Raw genomic sequence first — 21,382 nt, 5'->3', positions numbered from 1 at the left:
TCAAATCCCACAGTCAGAAAGGAACCATAAGATAAATGTTTGCAGAGATAACTTAGAGAAATATTTTAATTACCAACGTGAGAAGAAGACAAAACAGTGGGAAACGAAGATGAAGGATTTGTTTGATGAGACCAGACATTGTAGACAGTATCTAAACAATGAAGGTATTCACAATATTAGTGGGCCATTCTTACGTCACTAACCTTATTTTCGTTCGACGTTATTTTCTGACAGAAACTCTCTAAGAATAATTAGACTAACTTCGGAGTATTTACATCTATTACTGACCCTGAAGAAACAACAGCAAAAGATTGGAATAAGGGAAATGAATCATAGAGAGGATTGGATAACTGACAAACGAGACAGGATTATTGAAAGTAGTAAAGGGATGGAAGTCTACGAGGGATCAGTCTCTGTTGGCGTAAGAAGTCTCATTGGCAATCTTCGTTTCTTGTTTCGTGTTCTTGATGAGTGTAGTTACATCAACATCAAGATAAGAGATAAACTGATGACGGTTACTGTAACCATTCTTGATTACAATAGTGTCATCAATCCATATCTTGAAACTGATGAATATTAAACCAATCACATGAGGAGGAAGATTGGATTAATTATGAATGTTTGAAGGAATTTGGATTGGCTGAGTTGATGGATAAGGAATGGAGGGGGACTATTGAGGAGAAGGAAAAGATAGAGGAGAGACAACGACTTATTCAAACGGCAGATTGGACTAATGAACAATCACCATTAGGAGATTACTGATGACAGAAAAACCTCTACATCTATTTCCTCATCAACAAATGAAGAAGTTGAGAGATTTAGAAAATGAACTTAGGATTTATAACTTTATGAAGTGGTTCATCCTACTCCTTGTTTTATTCTTCGTTGGTTATAGCTGGGAGGAGTTAGGAATTACTAAGCTTGTCTTCTTTCTTTTTGGTTGTAGTTACAGTTGGTTCGTTCAAAGAGGGAAGAGAAACACAAAGAAATTTTGAGGTTGAGGGTGATGGTCAATCCAAGTGTGGGAAAGTAGGACAAAATATGGTACCGATAAACAACAACCTTATATGACTTACCATTTGTTGTATTACATAGATGATCTTCCTACGAAACTAAAAACTAACTTGTCTTTAGAGAAGGGAGAGGAGATGTTTCACTTCTATGTTGATGATGATGACTTCAATGATGAGGTTATAGAGTTAGTTGAGGATGGAACCAACAAAGTCATTCGTCATTATGACCCCAACTAACTTATGAGTTACTTACTCAATGCCTACGATACTCCTGGACACCCTCCTACAAACCACGAGAAGATTGAAAACCTGGAAGAAGGCATCCGTGTGTTTAATAAATACGTTAACGATGACGATCATAAAGGTTTCGACATGGAGTTAATAACAGAAGAATATGATGAAGTCCGATACTATGATTCAACTGAAGGAGAGGTTGAAACGTTTGATAACAAGAGACCTGAGTGATCTATGTTTACTATTCTTTCGGGGAATACAACTGTTGGGATTGTGATCCTTGTAGGGACGATATTTTTATGGTTCTACCTGTATAAAAACAGGAAGATTGATGAGGATTGATAGGATTAATGAATCTGAACTCCTTCCAACCACTCCTTCATCAACTTCACCTATTTCTTTAGATCCTTCTTTGAATTCTTTGGAGTCGGTGTATACAGAGGTAGTATTCCTTGTTTGTGTTTAGGAGATAGATTAGTCGTGGCTTTTGATTTCACTATTTGCTGGGGTGCCTATACCTGTTGGTGTCGAGCTAGAGCCTTAGGTGTTAGTTGAAGAACAGGTAATATTGATAGTTATTTACTCTCCTACCACCTATTCAATTCCTCCATAGAAGTTTTTTTTTTGCAAGGGGGTGTGAGATAGCTTCTTGTTTCATTGACCTTGAGCGGTTCATCTTAATTCTTTACTTTAGGTTGGTAGTTTACAAGGTTTATTAGTATCGATTTGGGCAGATGGAATAGTGGGATAGTGGTATCGATCTGGTAAGACAACAAAGACCAGCCTTCTCTATTAAATGTTTGAAACTCCCACCGTTCATTCACTAAGGGATTGGGAAAAAGTTTGTCTCGTATAGAAGAATTGGAAGTAGACCGAAGATTAGGAGGTTTACAGTTTTATTTATACGAGTCCTCCAGAGTTTTATAACGTCGAGGTATTGGTTATTGTGGGATTTACCCAGCATTCTCTATGGAGACCCTGACCCATCCATTGCTTGATGAGGCAACTGTGAGCCAATTGCGTGCAACTCTCTTGGCTGACGAAACCTCATGGCAGGACGGACGTAAAACAGCGGGATATCAAGCGGCCGAAGTCAAGAACAACCTCCAGCTGGATCGCAACTCAAAAATCGCCAAAGGAAACAGTCAGTTGGTGATTGAGAAGCTTGAATCGGATCCACTTGTTAAGAGCTTTGCCTTGCCAAGTCACATTCATGGAGTGATGTTCAGCCGATCCGGTATTGGCCAGGGCTATGGAATGCATGTCGACAATGCCTACATGAGCTCAGGGCGTAGCGACCTCTCCTTCACGCTATTTCTCAGCGAACCCGAAAGCTACGAGGGGGGGGCTCTCTGCATTCAAACCTTGCAAGACAGCAAGAAAGTGAAGCTGCCGGCTGGCCAGTTGATCATTTATCCCAGCACAAGCCTGCATGCAGTGGAAACAGTCACTGCTGGTGAGCGGCTGGTTTGTGTTGGCTGGATCCAGAGCTATATCAGCAGCAATGAAGACCGCACCATTCTGTTTGGCCTCAATGCTGGTGCCCGCGCCCTTCTTGCCGAACATGGCCGTTCACCAGAACTGGACTTGATTTTTCAGGCGTACACCAATCTGCTTCGACGCCTCGGCAACTGAAGACTGAATCATTTGATACTAGGACAAGTATCGAATCACCAAACAATGGTTGAGTAGGGGAGCCAATATGTATGTAGATTCGCTTATCTGCAAAGCATGAGTAAAAAGTCTCCTGTAGCAATATTTCTTGCAGCTTCTACACTGCTGGCGGCAAACGCACTTCAGCCAAATCTGAGTCACGCTGGCGAAGGTGGTGAAGGCAATATGGGAGGACTGAAAGAGTGGACCACTGATCAAGACATCGATGCTGATAGCAAACCTGATGAAGATGCCAAAAAAGCTGCCAAAAAGGCAAAGAAATCAAATATTTGCGTCCCGATCGGCGAAGGAGAAAACTGCTGGTAAACCTATTCTGAAATAATTTTCACGAAAACCACTTTCAACGAAGACAAACAAGCTCAATCCAAGGCTTCTTCTGACAAGGAAGAAGCCTTTTTTATTAGGCTAATAAAACTAATCTACTCAGAAAAGAGGCAATATAATCCCCGAAGAAAAAGGAAGAAGTAGTTTCAGTTTCCTATTACTTTGACCGTAGATTTATTCAGAAAAGAACCAATGCATATTTCCTTGTTGAAGTGTTCTGCATTGCTCTCTTCAGCTTTTGAGTAACTTCTAAAGACAAAAAAAAGGCGCCCGCTAAAGGGGCGCCTTGATGTTCTGACGAACCAGGGGAGGGGGTGATCCCCTCCCTCGCTCAGATCAGAATTTAAATGTCGTTTGAACTAGGCCACCGAAGGTACCGAAAGTATCAGCTCCTTTGCCACCGTACTTTGTAGCTGTTCCTGTTTTCTCTCCAAACGGACGGCTCAGATAGAAAACAGCTGGTGTCACAGAGATGTTATCTGTGACCTGGAACTTGTACCACAGCTCGAAGGCCATGTTGCCGTCATCAGGAGTGTCATCACCCTTCTGTTGGGTCACCCACTGAAGCTCAGAGACTGCAGCGCCAAGGGTATTGCCCTCAATGAAGGCATCCTTCCACATCATGCCTGCGAACCAAGCCATGCTTTGCTCGCGGGTGCCATCTGCTGCCTCATCTGGCAGGTTGTAATCAGTGAAGTCGTAACCAACACTGAAGGAAGGAATCAAGCCTGGCTCATCTGGCTGCCAAAAAGCTCTAAACGCGACTCCATTGGAATCAGCACCACAAGAACTTGTGCCTCTGCACTTGCTATAGACGCTGGCACCACCATCTGACGTACCAAAGCCTTGAGTCATGCCTTGTTGGGTGTAGGCATAAGCCGCAGAAACTTGCCACTGAGGATTGCCGTAATCGACCTTGGCGAGAAACTTACCTTTGGAATTACCGTTGCCTACACCACCATCAGAAGGATCACCATTTTCGCCTTCTTTGGCCACATAATTGGCACTAATGCCAAACCTGGCATCCATTGGGTCATCGACTGGCGACTTCCAGGCCAAACCTAAGCCTTGCCCTGTACTTGCACCGTAAACACCATAGTTACCACCCAACTTGAAGGCTTTCAGGATTGGCTGATAAACTGATGGTGCACTACCAAGCATGTAGTAGTTTTCAATCTTGGCACCAATCCAAGCAGTGAAGTCGTCACCAATGGGGAAGGTGTACCAAAGCTTGTCGACTTTAACGACATCTTGATTGTTATTGGCAACATTCAAGTAGGCGGGCTTCACGTAACCCTTGCCACCAAATGCGCTATCTGCAAAGTTACCTGTCTTCAGGCGAGTATAGAGAAGATCCTTACCCGTGAAACTGGTGTTCAGATCTAACTGCAGAGTGTAGTTGAAACTAAGTGCGTCAGTTCCCAGGTATGCACCCTTATCATCCGTAAGGTCATCGGTCTCGTCACCGGTATAGCTGGTTCCGCCAAGAACCATATGGGCCTTACCGTTCAGCTTGGTTGTTGTCGAGAACTGAGTGGCTTCGAGTTCACCAACGCGGGCTTCTAGGCCATCAACACGGCCCTTGAGGATGGCGAGCTCCTGCTCGAATTCGTTGAGAAGGCGACGCAGTTCGTCGGTGACTTCAGTGATGCGATCGAGGCAGGCATTCAATAGAGCAGCCGCTTCAAAGCGGGTCATTGCTCTGTTGCCCAAGTAGCTACCGCTTGGATAGCCAGCGACACAGCCGTAGCGCTCAATCAGGTTGCTCAGAGCCTGATAAGCCCAGTCGGTTGGATAAACATCTTGGAATTGGGAGATGCTGGTGACCTGCTCGCTGGAGGCCGAATAATCGGACACACCTTTGATGTCTAGGTCTGCGGCATTAGCAGCCATTGGGGCCATCAGGCCCAAGGCAGCAGGTGCCACCAGCAATTGCTGGAAGAGTTTCATTTGGTTCCTCACACAAAAAGCCCAAAACATGGGCCAGCCAAGGTTAGTGAAAAGATGCGTGTTCACAACGAACACAATTAACAGCTCTAAGTATCTTTTGATACAGGCAAAGTCAGGTGCATGGAATCAGGCCCTTGAAATTATTGAGCCATTTAAATTGAGCAATTTAAGATTGCAATTGCTTGTCTAAAGCAAGTGCCCTGTCATGAAGCAATGGGAATCCCATTGCCTCTCTTTCTGTTAACCAAGCCTCTGCCACCCCGCGAGCCAAGCTGCGTATCCTGCCAATCGTAGCTGTTCTCTCCGTGACCGAAATCACGCCACGAGCCTCCAGGAGATTGAAAGTATGGCTGCATTTAAGAACGAAATCAAGAGCCGGTGCTGGAAGCTGCTTGGCGATCAGGTCTGACGCTTCCGCTTCATAAAGATCGAACAGCTGCTTGAGGCGACTTGGATCGGATGATTCAAAGTTAAAGTCGCACTGACCCTTTTCTAGAGAAAGCCATATATCGCCATAGCTTCGTTTGTTATTCCAGCTGAGATCCCAAATATTCTCAACATTCTGTAAATACATTGCCAGTCTCTCAATGCCATAGGTGATCTCAATCGGCACAGGGCTGCAATCAAGACCACCACATTGCTGAAAATAAGTGAACTGTGTAACTTCCATACCATCAAGCCACACCTCCCAACCAACCCCCCAGGCGCCAAGGGTGGGTGATTCCCAGTTGTCTTCTACAAAGCGAATATCATGTTCGGCCGTACAGACTCCTAAAGCTTCGAGCGATGCAAGATAGGTCTCCTGAATACCATCTGGAGAGGGCTTGATCAACACCTGATATTGAAAATAGTGTTGAGCGCGATTGGGGTTGTCGCCGTAGCGACCATCGGTGGGGCGACGACAGGGCTCTGGATAAGCCACAGCCCAGGGCTCTGGTCCAATAGCGCGCAGAACTGTATGGGGACTCATCGTGCCGGCACCCTTTTCCGTGTCATAAGGCTGCAACAGCACACAGCCCTGATCAGCCCAAAAGGAATTCAGGGTCGTGATGATGTCCTGGAAGTGCACTAGCGCTGTTCTGAGGGGCCTTGATTGTAATTGTATTGTATTCCTATTATCCATTACCTAAGCAGAAGCTTGTTTAATACGAATAGAGTCGGAGACATTTAAATGCTATATTTAGTTAGTTAAATCCAATAGAAAGTGATCAGAATACATCTGAATCGAACGAAATGGTCTTATTTAATAATCAGCACTCTCCTAGTAGCCCTAATGATTTATATTGCTCAATTTCTAGATGTGTCAACGATAGGAAGTTGGCTAAAAGGTATCGATGGCCGCGTGGAATCGATAGGGCTATGGGCAATTGGGATTATTTTTGCCCTACGGTCAATAAGTATAATAATCCCAATACTTCCTGGCACATACTGCTCGGTTCTCTCTGGTTATTTCTTTGGATTCCAACAAGGCTTATTGGTTATTTTCATAGCAGATCTGCTCGCTTGTTGTTCTTGCTTCACCCTTTCCAGGAAATTTGGCAAAACCGTAATTGAGAAGCTCGTAGGCAAGAATCTGATGAATCGTGTTGAGAATTTCAGCAAAAAACATTTAGAGCAAAACTTTTTTTTGATGACAAGTTTTTTAATGTCGAATTTATTTGATTTTGTATGTTATGGCTTAGGACTTACAAAAGTTACATGGAAAAAGTTTTTGCCTGCATTATTATTTAGCATCATAATATCAGACGCACCATTTGTTGCGAGTGGATATGCACTTAAACGCCTCGGCGGCATTGAGATTCAAGAAATTATTAATGGGAATATAAAAGCACTCCAAGGTCAACCACTAACAATATTCATTGCCTCTATAACGTTAATATTTTCCCTGGCAATAATCAATATGGTCCTACAAAGAAGGCAGGATAATATCAAAAGGACAGCCAATTAATGATTATCTCTTAAAGAGCACATCGTTGCAATTGCTTCTTTCAGTGTCTCATTTCTAGACCATCAAGTCAGAAGAAGTTTAAGGCTCGTTTATAGCCTTTTGACGTCTTAGTAAGATTAGCTGGGAAGAATACCAATCGCATAAAGTCATTATTCTGGTCTCCAAAGTAAATCTGTTTGTAGTGACTAAATCCAAGGATGGTAAATGTCTAAAGAGATTAGAGATACAAACCTATAGCATTTTCAAGATACACAACAGTAAAAAATTCAAGGAAGGTCTGCTGAGCAGTATTTACGCTAAGTGATTCAAGGGATCTTGATGAATCAATTAACAACGAGAGAACAAACCATACCCTTTGAAAGCAAGCAGTAAGATTAAGTTACGACTATTTATTTAGCATGTATGTAAAGTATCCAATAATTGCAATATTAACACCAATTAATCCAAAGAAGATCAACAACGGGTTCTGCATTCCCGCTGGTGCCGATAATTGTAGGCCTAACACATTAAGCACCTCTTTTTTAGGCATATCTTTTTCTTCTTTATCAGTTGCGAGCAAATATGGTATTCCAAATCTATTTTTTGGAGGCTCAAAGGCTTCCGTTTGATCTTTACCTGAATTCACCTCAGAATCTTCCATGATCATTGCATTGACTATCATGTATTATTATAGCATTAGAGTGGTTGCCAGGCAATACACTCAATCGTCCATATTGTTCAACATTATTCAGCGCAAAAACCATCAATACTTTTTGCAAAAATTTTAACCATAAATTTAACCATAAAACATTATCTTCTATTCGTCCAAAACTGGTACATTTGTCGAAAGGTGTTGGGGTTGGCCTGTTCATACTGGTGCCAATAGCCGAGGTCAGTCTGCATTGCATCAGCTGGATAAGCTCTGGCATAATCTTTTTTAACAAGACTTGGCAACACAAAGCCTAAGAATCTAAGTTCTAATTGTTCAAGCAGCGCTGCTATCATCTCTAGTGAGTAACGATGTTCCATAATATGAAAACAAAGGTCTCGACACATAGAAGTAGTGTAGAAGTCTGGCCAGTTTGAGATTGATCGAATATTCGGATATTCGCCGTTGATTAGTTTATTCCTAAATAGACGAATGCCTTCATTACTAGCCTCAAAAGATTCTAATTTAATAATTTTCCTAGCCTCGACAATATCTTGACGTGCTAGCTCACTATAAAAACCTAATTTGAGCATTCCATCGGCTGCGAGTATAGTAAGTAGAGATCTCAGACCTTCAGATGGATCCTTCATATGATGGAGAACGCCCGTACATTCTATGAGATCAAATTCTTCATTTAGTTTTGGAAGATCAAGAATATCCATCTCTATAAATCTTATATGCTCAATTCCATATTCATGAGCCTTACGCTTTGCATAAGCGATACTAGAAGAACTGAGATCGATAGCAGTTAAATCAGAGTTAGAATAAGAGAGGGCATCGAATATTTGCTGTCCGGTTCCACAGCCAGCTATTAAGACTCGAGATCTCTGCTTGGGCAAAATGATTGAGATCCGGTTAGGGTTTATTTCATTGTTAATCGCTGAAGGTATAGTTTGAATATTTTCACTTGAATAAGAAGCATATCTCCAACGCGGATAGGGATGCTCTTCATACTGCTTTTTAACCTGAATAGAAGTACCATCATCTATAGATCCATATTTAGGCATAGATGCTGCAAACTCATGTTCGCGTTCTGGTTCAACGAGTTGCATTATTTTTAAATTATTTAATTTCTCATTTACATCAATGAATCCTCTTAGTAAAGGGAACTGTTCAGAAAGATGAGTAATGGGTATATAACAAGCTAAGATGGAAATGGTTTTTAGATCAAAATCACTTCTCAAGCAGGAAAGTTTAAACTGTTCTATTGCATCAAATTCTTGCTTGGTAAATGTAAAAACATATTCATTTAGGAAACACTGCTCCGCAAGAGCAATAGTTAAATCAATAATCCTTTTATCAAAACCATTATTTTGGATTGAAAGGCATATTTGCTTGCGTATATTAGTCAATGCCTTCTCCCAGGCAATTGTGGTGAATAACATCAAACCAAGCGCACTGATTATCTCATCATCAGCAAGAATATGTTGAAAAGAGGGGTGATCAAATAAATCATGGTGAATGCCTGAAAGTTTATCTAGTGTTTGTTCTGGGATCAAGCGATTAATTGCTGAGAATAGATTTTTATGTGCAATATCATTTCTCTTTAATAGGCCACGAAGCAAAACTCTAGACTGTCGTTCAGGTAAGAATGAAAGATCAGATTCCTCAAGCAGAGAGTTAAGAAGCAAATATGATGATTGCTTTTGTGGATAAAGCTCAATTTCTCTTGTTACATGAAATACAGCCTCCTCAATTCTGCCAAAATCCTTTAAAATTATAGAAAGGTTTAAATTGACATCAGGCAGATCGGCCTGCAACTTCATTGCCTTTCTTGTGTTCGCTTCTGCATCAGTTAGATTACCTTGGTCTTGCAGGATACCACCTAGATTGAGATATATACTTGCCGAATCATCTTGCAATTCAATTGCCTTGCGTGTTGTATGTTCTGCTTCATCTAGTTTACCTTGATTCTGTAGGATCTGACCAAGGTTTACGTATGCATCAGCCAAATCTGGCTGAAGTTCAATGGCCTTTCGGGTTATATCTTCTGCATCGGTTAGTCTTCCTTTTTCTCGCAAGACTAAACCCAAGTATGAATAAGCATTCGCGAGGTTAGGCTGTATAGTAATCGACTGGCGTATCGCCACTTCAGCATCATCTAACATTCCTATCTGAAAGAAAAGGTATCCCAAGTTTGCATGTGAAAAAGCATGGCCAGGGAATAGTTTGACGCTTTTCTTATAGATGTTTATTGCCTTATCAATCTCTCCTTGGGATTGACAGATTAACGCGAAATTAGAGAATACATCTGGATCACTTAAACCACTATTAATAAATTCCTGATAGGCTTTTTGTGCCTTATTTATATTGCCTTGTTGGTGATATTTAAAAGCGATAGCCTTGAGTTGGTCAGGTGGTATTCGGGAAAACTTCTTGGAGGGTTGTTTATTTTTTATTTTCTTCTTTTCTCCAAATCCTTTCATGTTCACAACGAGATATTCTTCTTTAATCTAATCGCCAAAGAAATTCTTGAACCTTGAAGGTAATAGCATGAAACGATGGACTTTTTTGATGGGCAAGAAATCATCAAAAAAAGGGGCGAGAATCCTTGGACCTTAGAAGGCCCCAGTATGTCATATTCTGGTTGTTTTAAGGAGATCATCGACAAGTAAAGTCTGCCAATTCATTGACATGATTGCTTCAATGGCATGACATAATAGCCAAAAGCAACAGGCAAGGCAGTGAAGCAAGTGTTCCCCTTACTCCCCTTAATTATATGGAAAGTACTTGTCCCATCCAAGGCAAATGAGTTCAAGTGCCCAGGAGGCAACAACTATGAGCTGAGCTATTGCGCCTCCCAAGCCCTTAAACGTTCAAATAGCAGTTTAGAGTCTCAACTAAAAGCTTCAACCTTTGAGGCCTGGAAGAGTGCGATCGGTGAGGTTTGAGCCGAACCATATGCTCCATAAAGCCAAGGTACGATCTATCCGTTAATGCTCATGAGATGTTATGAGAATTTAAATCAAACACTTCTTGAAGGAATGAAGGGACTCGGTGAATGTTAATAGAAAAAAGAAAAGTATAAAATTATGCAGGGTATATATCGACAGCTTTTATTTAGGCTTATCAAGCTCTATTCAAGAGTGTTAGGCAGGGAGGAGGAAGACTATGAGCGACCTAAATCCTTGAGTTATCTTCTAGCACAAATGATAAGTTCAAAAACCATTTGATATTTCTATTGACAAGGACTTGATAGGATTGAAATGATTTCTCTACTCATCACACCAGCTTTTGGTGATCAGCTCTAGTGCTAAGAGTAGGATGTTTGCTGGAATTTGATGACCCTCATGCCAAAACCCATAGAGTTCAAAGAATTCTACGAGCTTCTCAAGGCAGCAAAGAATGGCAACAAAAAGGAGAGAGAGAAATTAGAGTGGATCTTGGCAGAATATGAACATGCCGAAGGCTCTGAAAGTGCTTACGACGAATTAGGGCAGGTTTTTTGCCATATAGGGGTGATGGGTCTATATGACTACGCTGGCAGTGATGATATTCAATTTATTAGTCGCTTAGAGAAATCTGTATGGGATTATCTGGAAGTAAGAATGGGAAGCAGCTTAACTCAACATATAGTAGAAACAATGATAGAACATGCTAAACAACATGAGTTATCAACAAAAATGTGTGATAAATGGGACATATCAAGAGAAGAGCTAGCAGAGAACATAGAGGATTTAGCAGTGTATGTTGCCGAAGGAATTATAGAAGTTATCGATTAGGGCAAGTTATTAATATTATTGGAATTCTTTCTCTTCATCATTCGATCAGCTCATAAGTGCAACAGAACCCTTTATCCTGAACAAGAATTAATATGCAAACAATAAAGATCTCACCTCAACATTGACAATACCTCGGAGTATTTGATCCTGTATTTATCACTGCACATCCCAAAAGGTCATCGTATATTTTGCCGATCAAATGATGATGTCAATAATGTTAGGGCTATGGAGATTGATTTGGTCTATGCCGCCAACATATTCAAGATCAGAGCATAACTTCAACGCCTTTCTAGCAAGGTGTGCTTCTTCAATAATGAGCTGAGGCTATTTTTAGCACAATTCATTCACTACAATAAGGTTTTTATTGTCTAACGAAAAAGCCAATAAAACATCTTATGTTGCTATTCATAACCATTCTATTCATACCTACAGCAATCGATGCAAATCAAAATTAATAGCGCAGCAAGGTCACTCCAGAAGCTTGTTATTACCATCACAAGCACCAATTAATTTGACCTACTAAATGCCAAGTCCTTCAAGGATAAGTGATTGGTAGCTTTCATGATGGTTATTATTAGTGATGCCAAATGATTTTGTGGATATCCACAGGTGTGGAAATGGAAGCCTTGTTATCTTTACGGCAATCAGCCTATTCATGCCAGATTAAAGATTACTTCCTCTCCTCGAAACAGGAAGATTTTGCCAGTTTAGTTTGGACGCTTACTTTGGGGAAGCGGCAGTTTTAAGTTGAGAAGATATTCCGATTTTTAACCTAGCAGAGGTTTTCTTCGCCTGATTTAAGAATGTAAAACGCCTGAGGATGAAAGCTGATTTAAAACGATACAAAAAGCCTGATCTCTCTGCCAACAAGTCAACTACTGGTTAAGCCAAATAGCAGACATGCTCATGCTCAGAAGATGAACTTCCCTCATCAAGGTCTTCCTTGAGGCCTGAATAACTCAACTGCTAAGAGCAAAACAGCGATCGAGGTGTGCAACAGCGCCATCACGGTTCGAGTGACTGTCGTTCAGGCCCATCATTCCCAGCCAGAACCTGTCATCACCCTGAAACACCAGCACAGGCTTGGCTCCCCCACCATCATGGTCATCAAGGAGTGCCATGCACAACCGTTCAACCACAATCTGACCATTGGGGCGTGCCCGCACCCTGCGCAACAAAGTATCCACCTGCGAAAAGGGCACAAAGGTGGCCTGCTGAGAATCAGTCACCAAGATCAAGCCATCAAGCCACTGCACCTCCAAAAGCAAGTCCTTAATTGAGGAGAGAAGAGAAGGGTGAGGGAAGGCCACAGCGAACTGCGTCTTAATGTTTTCTTCATAAGCTATCGATCCGTCTTTTCGCAAGAGTCTTTTTGCTCGATCAGCTCATCAAGCGGTAAGCAGCAAGGCACCCATCTGTCCCGCAGCCAGGGGCCGATGGCTCGCTGTGGCAAATCCCGCGTCCCGAGCCAGTCGCTCCTGAACCTCTCCCTTTGGGAACTGCTGCAAACTTGCCTCCAAATAGGCGTAATGCTCACGCAGACCCACCTGGGCAGCCACCGGCACCACCAACCTTCGCAGATAAAACCGCTGAAAACGTGCTGCCAAGGAACCCTCGCCCATGCGATTGAAATCAAGAACTCCTGCCCGAGCACCAGGCCGCAAAAGGCGTCGAAGCTCTATTAACCCAGCGCCTGGATCCGCCAAATTGCGCAGGCCGTAAGCCATCACAGCACCGTCAAAACGATGGGAAGACAAGCCAGTGTCCAGAGCATCTCCCTGCAACCAGGAGAGGGGCAGCCAGGGCTCAACCGCGGCGCGGCGCCTTGCCACGGCTAGAGGCGCCGCAGCCGCATCTAGCCCCAACACAGACCCTCCAGGTCGCAACCTGCGGGCCAATGCCAGTGCCAGATCACCAGTCCCGCAGCAAAGGTCTAGCCAATGTTCACCTGGAAGCGGAGACAACCAGGCCAACAACTGGCGTTTCCAGATGCGGTGCAAGCCAAGACTCAACAAGTCGTTAAGCCGGTCGTAATTAGGAGCGACCGCATCAAACAACTGCTCCACCGCCTGGGGGTCACCAGGCCTCATAAGAAGATCCCATCCAGGGGCGTGAACACTGCTTGGAGCAACTGCTGCGCCCAAGGGTGATCGATGAGCAACACATCCAAAAGCACTCTTGCCAAAAGAACTTCTCCCAAATTTAGGAGTGTGTTGCTGAACACAAAGACAAAGCCTCAGGCCTCAAGAGGCCGAATCGACAAACCTCGCATCAGCAGATCAGTCTTAATTTGCTCCACACTCAGCACGCCATCGTGAAGCAGAGAGGCCAACAATGCAGCTGAGGCCTTACCAATCGTGAAGGCTTCTGCAATGTGATCCAGGCAACCTGCACCTCCCGAAGCGATCACAGGCACCGGCACCGCTTCCACGACTGCTCGCGTGAGCTCCAAGTCATAACCAGCCTGAGTTCCATCTCCATCCATTGAGGTCAACAGGATTTCGCCAGCACCAAGTTCCGCTGCCTGCTGAGCCCAGCTCACAACATCCAAACCTGTGTTTTGGCGTCCACCCTTGACAAAAACATCCCACCCCGAGCCCTCAGGACGACGTCGAGCATCGATGGCCACCACAATGCACTGACAGCCAAAACGGTCGGCTCCCTGCGCTACGAGATCTGGATCCCGCACAGCAGAGGAATTAAGACTCACCTTGTCGGCTCCGGCCCGAAGCAACTCTGTGATGCCATCCAAAGAGCTGATTCCCCCTCCAACTGTGAATGGAATGGTCACAGCCTCAGCAGTACGTCGAACTAACGCCACCAGCGTGGCCCGACCTTCATGGCTGGCAGCGATATCAAGAAACACCAACTCATCAGCTCCAGCCTGGCTATAGCGGCAGGCAAGCTCCACGGGATCACCCGCATCACGAAGGCCCACAAAGTTCACGCCCTTCACAACGCGACCATCAGCCACGTCAAGGCAAGGAATCAAACGAAGCGCGACCATTGGGATAAAGCAGTGACGACTGTTAAGGTTGCGCCACCTTCTAAGCCTTGCAGGCCATGTCCCAGGCTGCCACTTCCTACAGAATCGGCTCCAAGGTCCGAGTCTCTCGCGTTCGTGATCGCATTCCAGGCAAACTGGTAGATCTGCTCAAGAAATCTGACGTTGGTAGGGTCACCGGCTACAAAATGACTGACGGCATGGGCATTGGCTTGGTCGTAGAACTTAGCGATGGCACTGTCAGCTGGTTCTTTGACGACGAAGTTACCTCCGCCTGAGACGCCTGCCGTGAGCGACGCTCGCCAACTCCTTGGCATCAAAGGTGCCACTGGCACCACCAACATCTGGAAGCTGCGTCTGCAGCTCATGAAGCCTGTCACCTGGATCCCACTGCTCTGGGGGGTTATTTGTGGAGCAGCTGCCAGTGGTCAATACCAATGGCGCCTACCAGATGTGCTTGCAGCCGCGGCCTGCATGGTCATGAGTGGCCCGCTTCTAACCGGTTACACCCAAACCATCAACGACTACTACGATCGCGAGATCGATGCAATCAATGAGCCCTATAGGCCGATTCCCTCCGGGGCCATCCCGCTAACACAAGTCAAGCTTCAGATCTGGATGCTGCTTCTCGGTGGTCTTGCAGTTGCCTATGGCTTAGATCGTTGGGCTGAACACACCACTCCTGTTGTGCTGTTTCTTGCCCTAGGCGGCTCATTTGTGAGCTTCATTTATTCAGCCCCACCTCTCAAGCTGAAACAGAATGGTTGGATAGGAAACTACGCGCTTGGTGCCAGCTACATCGCCCTGCCATGGTGGGCTGGTCAGGCGCTATTCGGACAACTGACTTGGACCACAGCACTCCTGACACTTGCTTATAGCTTGGCTGGTCTTGGTATTGCCGTCATCAACGATTTCAAGAGTGTAGAGGGAGATCGAGCCCTCGGTCTTCAATCCCTGCCAGTTGTCTTTGGAATCAAAAAGGCCAGCTGGATCAGTGCAGGAATGATCGACATCTTCCAGCTCGCGATGGTTGTTGTTCTGATCGCCATTGGCCAGCATTTTGCCTCAGTAATTTTGATCTTATTGATCATTCCCCAGATCACATTCCAAGACATCTGGTTACTGCGTGATCCCCTGGCCTTTGATGTGAGATATCAGACCAGTGCTCAACCATTTCTAATCCTTGGCATGCTGGTTACTGCTCTAGCCATAGGCCATAGCCCATTAACACAGGGGATGTGACTCGCCAGCGCCGTCACTGGATTGTTATTGCAGGTAGTGCTGTCGCCATCGGGTGTGTCGCAGCCTTGGCTGAAAGGACTCTCACTGATGCCTTGGATTCGGTTCTGCCCGATGCCCGGCGGATTGCCAACTTCAACCGGCCAGGCACCATCACGCTGCTCTCTACTGATGGGCAGGTGATCCAAAAGCTTGGTCCCGCGACCCGCGAGAAGGTTGAGCAAGACAAGATGCCTCTGCTTGTGGAGCAAGCCTTCGTAGCGGCAGAAGACCGCCGCTTTTACTACCACAATGGCTTGGATATCTGGGGTATCAGCCGAGCCCTGGTGACAAACCTCCGCCAGGGTTCCGTGAGGGAAGGTGCCAGCACCATCACTCAGCAACTTGCTCGAACCGTATTCCTGAGTCAGGAACGAACCCTGCCGCGCAAACTCAAAGAAGCTGCTCTGGCCTACAAGCTGGAGAGACAGCTCAGCAAACAGCAAATCCTTGAGCAGTATCTGAATTACGTCTACTTGGGCTCAGGTGCTTACGGCGTAGCCGATGCAGCCTGGGTGTACTTCTCTAAATCCCCCAATCAACTCACACTGCCGGAAGCCGCTCTAATCGCTGGCATGCCCCCTGCTCCCTCAGTGTATTCACCACTGGTCAACCAGAAAATCGCCCTAGAACGCCGCGCAATTGTCCTTAAACGAATGCAGCAGGCCGGATTTATCTCCGCCAGAGAAGCCGATGCAGCTCGCAACAGCCCCCTCAATCTCAAGCCAGCGATCCCGAAGTACTTCAACAGCAGCGCACCATTTTTCACCAGCTGGGTAGCCCAGCAACTCCCCAATCTGCTCACCCCAGAGCAACTAGAAGTGGGTGGACTCAAGATTCACACCAGCCTCAATCTGGCTTGGCAAAAGCAAGCCCAAGAGGTGATCCGCAAATACGCCCCAGGGAACACAGAGGGTTCCATGGTGTCTATCGAACCAAGCACCGGTGAAGTGCGGGTAATGGTAGGAGGCAAAAACTTCAATACCAGCCAATTCAATCGAGCAACACAGGCTCTGCGTTCACCTGGCTCCACCTTCAAGCTTTTTCCCTATGCAGCAGCCATCAATGCCGGCATCAAGCCAGAGGACAAGGTTGTGGACGCGAAACGCTGCTGGAGAGGGTATTGCCCAAAGAACTTCGGCAACAAGTACCTGGGATCAGTGGCACTCGCTGATGCCCTGAGATACTCCCTAAACACTGTTGCAGTCCAGCTACTAGACAAGGTGGGCTTTGATGCCGTGATCAGCATGGCCAATAATCTTGGCATCGGCACCACCCGCCCATTGGGCAAGTACTATCCGCTCGCTATTGGGGCCTACGAGCAAACAGTGCTCGACATGACTGCAGCCTATGCCGCAGTAGCCAACCGAGGCATTTACATGAAGCCCACGCCATTTGAAGAGATCCGAGGCCCAGACGACGAGGTGATCTGGAACCATCAATTCGAAGGATACAAAGGTCGTCGAGCCCTCGACAGCGACGTAGCAGACACCATGAACTGGATGCTCCAGCGCGTTGTCAGCGGTGGCACTGGAGTTGCGGCATCCCTCGGTGACCGGCCGGTGGCGGGCAAAACCGGCACATCGGAAGGTGCCCGTGACCTCTGGTTCATTGGCTCAATACCACAACTAACAACCGCCGTATGGTTTGGCTACGACAACAACCGAAAGACATCTGGCGGCAGTGGTGATGCTGCATGGGCCTGGAAGCAATTCATGACCAAGATCCAAGACAATTTTGAGGTACAACCCTTTCCACCAAAACCAGTTATGAACCGCACCTTTAGGCCACCGGGAAAAACGAGGAGCAAACCAAAGAACGGCACCGAAGATGCTGCCAAAGACCAAGATCAAACCCTGGGCCCTCCACCCAGATACATCGCACCGCCAGGAGGACCGCCGCTCAATGAAAACTTCGAGCCAATGCCTATTCCCTGATCAGGCTCAGCTGAGATCCAACACGGCTGAATAAAAACCATCACCACCATGCTCAGGATCAGGCCATAGTTGCTGTTCCTCAGACAAGCTCAATTCAGGATGCCGACCAAGGAAGGCCTCGATCTGATCAAAATTCTCGGCCGGATGGATGGTGCAAGTGGCGTAAACCAACCGGCCTCCAGAGCTAAGCAGAGGCAGAAGGCCTTCAAGCAGCTTGGACTGCAGGATCACCAGCCCCTCAACCTGCAACGGATTGACACGCCAACGTGCATCAGCATGACGGGCCAAAGTACCTAAACCAGAACATGGCGCATCCACAAGAATGCGCTGGAAGGATCCTCGCCAACTTGGCTTCACCGCCAACAGATTCGTGGCATCTGCGACTAGAGCATTGAGGCAGTCACCCCCCAAGCGAGCAGCATTATCCGCCAAGCGCTTGAGTCGACCAGCGGAACGATCCACAGCCCACACCTCTCCCGAACCACCCATCAGTTCAACAAGATGAGTGGCCTTACCCCCTGGTGCTGCGCAGGCATCAAGAATCCGCTCCCCAGGCTGTGGCCCCAACAGCGGTGCGACCAACTGTGCAGAGCGATCCTGCACACACCAATGTCCTTGCTGATAGCCAGGCCACTGGCTTAGGTCAGCAGCATTACCAGTCACCATCAAACCATCAGGGCAGCTCTCGATCGGAGTGCTCTCCACTCCAATAGCCTCAAGCGCCAGCCTTACGTTCTCACGGCTTGTACGACGTCGATTGATCCGCAGATCAAGTGTTGGCACCTGATTACTGGCACGAGCAAACAGCTCAGCACCCGCCTCGCCTCGCCAAACAAGTAACTGCTCCACCAACCACAACGGTAGAGATTCCGCTTGAGCCAACCGAGCGGCAGAGTCCTCCGGCTCGAGGAGCACCATACCGGCATCGCGTGCACGCAATGCCGCCCGCAAAATGCCATTCACCACCGGAGCTAATCGGGCAAGCTTGCCGGTCTTCGCAAGTTCAACGCTGGTGTTCACTGCCGCTGCAGGTGGAATCCTCTGCATACGCAGAATCTGATAAAGCCCCAAATGCAGCAACCAGCGCAGCACTGGTGGCTGTTTGCAGGCAGGCACCTTGCCAAGACGATCCAACCATGCATCGAGCCATTGCCGCTGACGGATTGCGCCATAAGCCAATTCCATCACCAGGCCACGGTCGGCACCGCTCATGGGGTTCTGACGAAGAGCTCGTTCGAGAGCGACATCTGCATAGGCCCCTGCCGCCACTGCCTGTAACAGCTCCCATGCCACCCGCCGCGGCAGCAGTCCCGGTACAGGTACAGATCCATCAGCGGCAGCAACGGAAGAAGACAACTTCAATGGTTGTCCTGGGCTGAGATGAATCTTCCAGAGGTAACACCTTCCTGAGCCGTTCCCAACAAGAAGCCCTCATCACTCAACTGCGGCCGCCAAAGATGCCGTCGTAAAGGCAAATGACCCTCGCCATCCACAAGGATTCCTTCAGAGATCAACATCTGCCGCTGCATCCAGTCAGATCCTTCGCGGCTCAAACTCATCGAAATCATCCCTTTCGCATTCACCACTCGATGCCAAGGAACCTTGGATGGCAAAGGTAATCGACGCATAGCCCAACCCACCTGACGGGCACATCCATAGGCACCGATCATCTCGGCAATCTGACCATAGGTCGCTAACTGGCCGAAAGGGATCAGGGACACGGCATCCCATACCCTCAAGTCAAAAGACGCTTGGCCCATGCCTCTGCTGCCTCGCCGATTTGATCGTCTCAAGGCTGTTCTGGATTGCCGAATGGCAGATCTGACGGTTCTGCTTGAGCACGTAGAAAAGCCACACAACCTCTCAGCCATTCTGCGCAGCTGCGATGCGGTGGGTGTCCTGGAAGCCCATGCAGTGAACTATTCAGGACGGCTGCCCACCTTCAACAGTACCGCTCAGGGAAGCCAAAAGTGGATACCGCTCAAGGAGCACAGCAGCATCGAAGTTGCCGTCAAGGCCATCAAGGAAAGTGGCTTTCGGCTTTATGGAACCCATCTAGGTGGAAACGCACGCGACTACCGAGACTGCGACTTTTGCGAACCTACAGCCTTCGTCCTAGGAGCTGAGAAATGGGGCCTTAGTGAGCTGGCGACGCCATTGATGGATGAAGGGATCTTCATCCCAATGTGCGGCATGGTTCAGTCGTTGAATGTTTCGGTAGCAGCAGCAACCTTGCTATTTGAGGCCCTACGTCAACGACGGCTGGCTGGGATCGCACCTCAAGCCGGCGAAGGCCTAGAACCAGCGCTTTATCAAGAGCGACTATTTGAGTGGGCCTATCCAGAAGTTGCAGCATGGTGCCAGCAGGAAGGCAGGTCATATCCTGCCCTTAACGATCAAGGCGAAATCCAAGGAAGCCTCCCCCGCAACGTGAGATTGCGCTGTTAAGCAACCAGCTAACACTCAAAATGGAATCAGCACATCTTTGCTTGCATGCGATCGATTGATCACAAGTTGGTTTTGACGTGCTGCGGGAAGACGCAAACCAATCAGCAAGACAATGCTTTCCAGCAAAATGTTTTGGCCTATAAACAACACAACCATGGCCAAGCCGATCGCTAGCATCTGTTCAAGCAGACCGATCACATCATCAGGATTTCGGCGCCCGGAGACCCAAAGGAAGATCATCAGCGCCAGCAAGATCAATGTGATCCACCAGGGCATGGCTTGAAGCAAAGACTTCCCCCAGTGTGGCCCTCCAAAGGATGCAATGGGAGTGATCTGGCATCAGGCAGTCGACTCATCGAGACCACTCACCCATGCCTCCAGCCCCTCACCAAGGAATGAGAGTCCCAGCACCAATACGAACATGGCCAGGCCTGGATAGAGAGCAGTCCACCAAATCCCAGTTGGCACTGCTGCCAGAGCCATATTCAGATCACTACCCCATTCAGGCACGGTTTCCGGCAGTCCAAGGCCTAGAAAACCAAGGCCACCAAGCACCAAAACCGCATCAGCAGCATTCATGGTCAGCAGGACTGGCACGGATGTGATCACATTGCGAAGCAGGTATTTACGCAAGATCCAAATGGGGCCAGCGCCGAGGGAACGGGCAGCCTCCACAAACAGTTCTGCTTTCACCTGAGCTGTTTGGTTACGAACCACACGGAAGTACTGGGGCACATAAACAACACAAAGGGCTGCGGCCGCATTGGGAATACCCCGTCCAAGCAAAAAAGCCAAGACCACAGAAAGCAAGAGCACCGGCAAGGTGTAGAGGGTGTCCATCACCAACACCAACATGCGATCAAAAGCACCTCCGAGGTAGCCACTCATCATCCCTAGGGGCACCCCCACCAACACAGCCAAGGTCACCGCAAGAAGAACCACCTGCAAAGCCACGCCACTGCCCTCCATGGTGCGAACACATACGTCCCGTCCGAGACGATCAGTTCCGCACCAATGCCCCCATGAAGGGGGCGCATAAATGGGATTATCAAGACCAGCGTGGGCCTCAGGCAAAACACCCACCATCACCAACAAGGGGGTGATTAAGGCCACCAACAGATAGATGGCAACAATCACCATCCCCCAGCGCGCCATGCGAGTC

19 protein-coding genes are annotated in these 21,382 nt (G+C 47.1%); 8 read left to right on the top strand and 11 right to left on the bottom strand.

Annotation, left to right across the window (positions count from 1 at the left end):
• Positions 1-2,216: 2,216 nt before the first annotated feature.
• Both SIB68_RS00610 and SIB68_RS00605 read left to right on the top strand, forming a co-directional pair.
• The gene (locus SIB68_RS00610; protein ID WP_063399631.1) at positions 2,217-2,882 is read left to right on the top strand and encodes a Fe2+-dependent dioxygenase; all 666 of its coding nucleotides are present in this window, start codon (positions 2,217-2,219) and stop codon (positions 2,880-2,882) included.
• 96 nt (positions 2,883-2,978) lie between these two features.
• The gene (locus SIB68_RS00605; protein WP_063399632.1) at positions 2,979-3,227 is read left to right on the top strand and encodes a hypothetical protein; all 249 of its coding nucleotides are present in this window, start codon (positions 2,979-2,981) and stop codon (positions 3,225-3,227) included.
• Between the two features lie 354 nt (positions 3,228-3,581).
• On the opposite strand, the gene SIB68_RS00600 is transcribed toward SIB68_RS00605, so the two are convergent.
• The gene (locus tag SIB68_RS00600; protein WP_063399777.1) at positions 3,582-5,195 is read right to left on the bottom strand and encodes an iron uptake porin; all 1,614 of its coding nucleotides are present in this window, start codon (positions 5,193-5,195) and stop codon (positions 3,582-3,584) included.
• Between the two features lie 166 nt (positions 5,196-5,361).
• Positions 5,362-6,264, bottom strand: a complete 903-nt coding sequence (gene glyQ, locus SIB68_RS00595) for a glycine--tRNA ligase subunit alpha (protein ID WP_063399633.1) — start codon at positions 6,262-6,264, stop codon at positions 5,362-5,364.
• A gap of 204 nt (positions 6,265-6,468) precedes the next feature.
• Between glyQ and SIB68_RS00590 the strand changes: the two genes are divergently transcribed.
• Positions 6,469-7,143 (top strand): TVP38/TMEM64 family protein, encoded by a 675-nt coding sequence (locus tag SIB68_RS00590; protein ID WP_081215470.1) that lies wholly within the window; start codon positions 6,469-6,471, stop codon positions 7,141-7,143.
• Between the two features lie 385 nt (positions 7,144-7,528).
• Here the strand turns inward: SIB68_RS00590 and SIB68_RS00585 are convergent, their stop codons facing one another.
• Positions 7,529-7,783, bottom strand: coding sequence for a hypothetical protein (locus SIB68_RS00585; RefSeq protein WP_155724907.1), 255 nt, complete (start codon positions 7,781-7,783; stop codon positions 7,529-7,531).
• Between the two features lie 149 nt (positions 7,784-7,932).
• Positions 7,933-10,257, bottom strand: coding sequence for a class I SAM-dependent methyltransferase (locus SIB68_RS00580; protein WP_063399636.1), 2,325 nt, complete (start codon positions 10,255-10,257; stop codon positions 7,933-7,935).
• Between the two features lie 855 nt (positions 10,258-11,112).
• Here SIB68_RS00580 and SIB68_RS00575 point away from each other — a divergent pair.
• Positions 11,113-11,553 carry a hypothetical protein gene (locus SIB68_RS00575; protein WP_063399779.1) on the top strand — a complete coding sequence of 147 codons (441 nt, stop codon included), beginning with the start codon at positions 11,113-11,115 and terminating at the stop codon, positions 11,551-11,553.
• Positions 11,554-12,512: 959 nt separating this feature from the next.
• On the opposite strand, the gene SIB68_RS00570 is transcribed toward SIB68_RS00575, so the two are convergent.
• The 3 genes from SIB68_RS00570 to hisF form a co-directional block, all read right to left on the bottom strand.
• The gene (locus tag SIB68_RS00570) at positions 12,513-12,863 is read right to left on the bottom strand and encodes a hypothetical protein (protein ID WP_063399637.1); all 351 of its coding nucleotides are present in this window, start codon (positions 12,861-12,863) and stop codon (positions 12,513-12,515) included.
• 78 nt (positions 12,864-12,941) lie between these two features.
• Positions 12,942-13,643, bottom strand: coding sequence for a bifunctional demethylmenaquinone methyltransferase/2-methoxy-6-polyprenyl-1,4-benzoquinol methylase UbiE (gene ubiE / locus SIB68_RS00565; protein WP_063399638.1), 702 nt, complete (start codon positions 13,641-13,643; stop codon positions 12,942-12,944).
• A 146-nt stretch (positions 13,644-13,789) separates the two neighbouring features.
• Positions 13,790-14,560, bottom strand: a complete 771-nt coding sequence (gene hisF / locus SIB68_RS00560; protein WP_063399639.1) for an imidazole glycerol phosphate synthase subunit HisF — start codon at positions 14,558-14,560, stop codon at positions 13,790-13,792.
• Between the two features lie 56 nt (positions 14,561-14,616).
• On the opposite strand from hisF, the gene SIB68_RS00555 reads away from it, so the two are divergent.
• Genes SIB68_RS00555 through SIB68_RS00545 form a run of 3 tightly spaced genes read left to right on the top strand, consistent with a single transcriptional unit; the run spans position 14,617 to position 17,772 of the window.
• Positions 14,617-14,835: a DUF2862 domain-containing protein gene (locus SIB68_RS00555; RefSeq protein WP_063399640.1), complete on the top strand. Its 219-nt coding sequence runs from the start codon at positions 14,617-14,619 to the stop codon at positions 14,833-14,835.
• Positions 14,836-14,845: 10 nt separating this feature from the next.
• Positions 14,846-15,799 (top strand): chlorophyll synthase ChlG, encoded by a 954-nt coding sequence (gene chlG, locus SIB68_RS00550; RefSeq protein WP_063399641.1) that lies wholly within the window; start codon positions 14,846-14,848, stop codon positions 15,797-15,799.
• Positions 15,796-17,772, top strand: a complete 1,977-nt coding sequence (locus tag SIB68_RS00545; RefSeq protein WP_063399642.1) for a transglycosylase domain-containing protein — start codon at positions 15,796-15,798, stop codon at positions 17,770-17,772. Before chlG ends, SIB68_RS00545 begins: the two co-directional genes overlap by 4 nt.
• A gap of 6 nt (positions 17,773-17,778) precedes the next feature.
• Here the strand turns inward: SIB68_RS00545 and SIB68_RS00540 are convergent, their stop codons facing one another.
• Positions 17,779-19,134, bottom strand: coding sequence for a 16S rRNA (cytosine(967)-C(5))-methyltransferase (locus SIB68_RS00540; protein ID WP_155724908.1), 1,356 nt, complete (start codon positions 19,132-19,134; stop codon positions 17,779-17,781).
• Positions 19,131-19,532, bottom strand: coding sequence for an MGMT family protein (locus tag SIB68_RS00535; RefSeq protein ID WP_063399644.1), 402 nt, complete (start codon positions 19,530-19,532; stop codon positions 19,131-19,133). Before SIB68_RS00535 ends, SIB68_RS00540 begins: the two co-directional genes overlap by 4 nt.
• Here SIB68_RS00535 and trmH point away from each other — a divergent pair.
• Positions 19,531-20,220: a tRNA (guanosine(18)-2'-O)-methyltransferase TrmH gene (gene trmH / locus SIB68_RS00530; RefSeq protein ID WP_063399645.1), complete on the top strand. Its 690-nt coding sequence runs from the start codon at positions 19,531-19,533 to the stop codon at positions 20,218-20,220. The genes SIB68_RS00535 and trmH overlap by 2 nt on opposite strands.
• A 15-nt stretch (positions 20,221-20,235) precedes the next feature.
• Here trmH and SIB68_RS00525 read toward each other — a convergent pair whose 3' ends face one another.
• Entirely contained in the window at positions 20,236-20,496 is a 261-nt protein-coding gene (locus tag SIB68_RS00525) for a hypothetical protein (RefSeq protein WP_063399646.1), read from the bottom strand.
• A 63-nt stretch (positions 20,497-20,559) separates the two neighbouring features.
• Complete coding sequence (locus SIB68_RS00520; protein ID WP_074160274.1) at positions 20,560-21,375, bottom strand: ABC transporter permease; 816 nt, start codon at positions 21,373-21,375, stop codon at positions 20,560-20,562.
• Positions 21,376-21,382 lie beyond the last annotated feature (7 nt).

Source organism: Prochlorococcus sp. MIT 1323, assembly GCF_047304905.1.
Classification (GTDB): Bacteria; Cyanobacteriota; Cyanobacteriia; order PCC-6307; family Cyanobiaceae; genus Prochlorococcus; species Prochlorococcus marinus_D.
This window is presented reverse-complemented; position numbering and strand designations above follow the sequence as displayed.

Coding starts and splice junctions, on each gene's coding strand:
- SIB68_RS00610 (WP_063399631.1), top strand. CDS start 2,217: ATGGAGACCCTGACCCATCCATTGCTTGATGAGGCAACTGTGAGCCAA.
- SIB68_RS00605 (WP_063399632.1), top strand. CDS start 2,979: ATGAGTAAAAAGTCTCCTGTAGCAATATTTCTTGCAGCTTCTACACTG.
- SIB68_RS00600 (WP_063399777.1), bottom strand. CDS start 5,195: ATGAAACTCTTCCAGCAATTGCTGGTGGCACCTGCTGCCTTGGGCCTG.
- SIB68_RS00590 (WP_081215470.1), top strand. CDS start 6,469: ATGATTTATATTGCTCAATTTCTAGATGTGTCAACGATAGGAAGTTGG.
- SIB68_RS00585 (WP_155724907.1), bottom strand. CDS start 7,783: ATGGAAGATTCTGAGGTGAATTCAGGTAAAGATCAAACGGAAGCCTTT.
- SIB68_RS00580 (WP_063399636.1), bottom strand. CDS start 10,257: ATGAAAGGATTTGGAGAAAAGAAGAAAATAAAAAATAAACAACCCTCC.
- SIB68_RS00575 (WP_063399779.1), top strand. CDS start 11,113: ATGACCCTCATGCCAAAACCCATAGAGTTCAAAGAATTCTACGAGCTT.
- ubiE (WP_063399638.1), bottom strand. CDS start 13,643: ATGAGGCCTGGTGACCCCCAGGCGGTGGAGCAGTTGTTTGATGCGGTC.
- hisF (WP_063399639.1), bottom strand. CDS start 14,560: ATGGTCGCGCTTCGTTTGATTCCTTGCCTTGACGTGGCTGATGGTCGC.
- SIB68_RS00555 (WP_063399640.1), top strand. CDS start 14,617: ATGTCCCAGGCTGCCACTTCCTACAGAATCGGCTCCAAGGTCCGAGTC.
- trmH (WP_063399645.1), top strand. CDS start 19,531: ATGCCTCTGCTGCCTCGCCGATTTGATCGTCTCAAGGCTGTTCTGGAT.
- SIB68_RS00535 (WP_063399644.1), bottom strand. CDS start 19,532: ATGGGCCAAGCGTCTTTTGACTTGAGGGTATGGGATGCCGTGTCCCTG.
- SIB68_RS00525 (WP_063399646.1), bottom strand. CDS start 20,496: ATGCCCTGGTGGATCACATTGATCTTGCTGGCGCTGATGATCTTCCTT.
- SIB68_RS00520 (WP_074160274.1), bottom strand. CDS start 21,375: ATGGCGCGCTGGGGGATGGTGATTGTTGCCATCTATCTGTTGGTGGCC.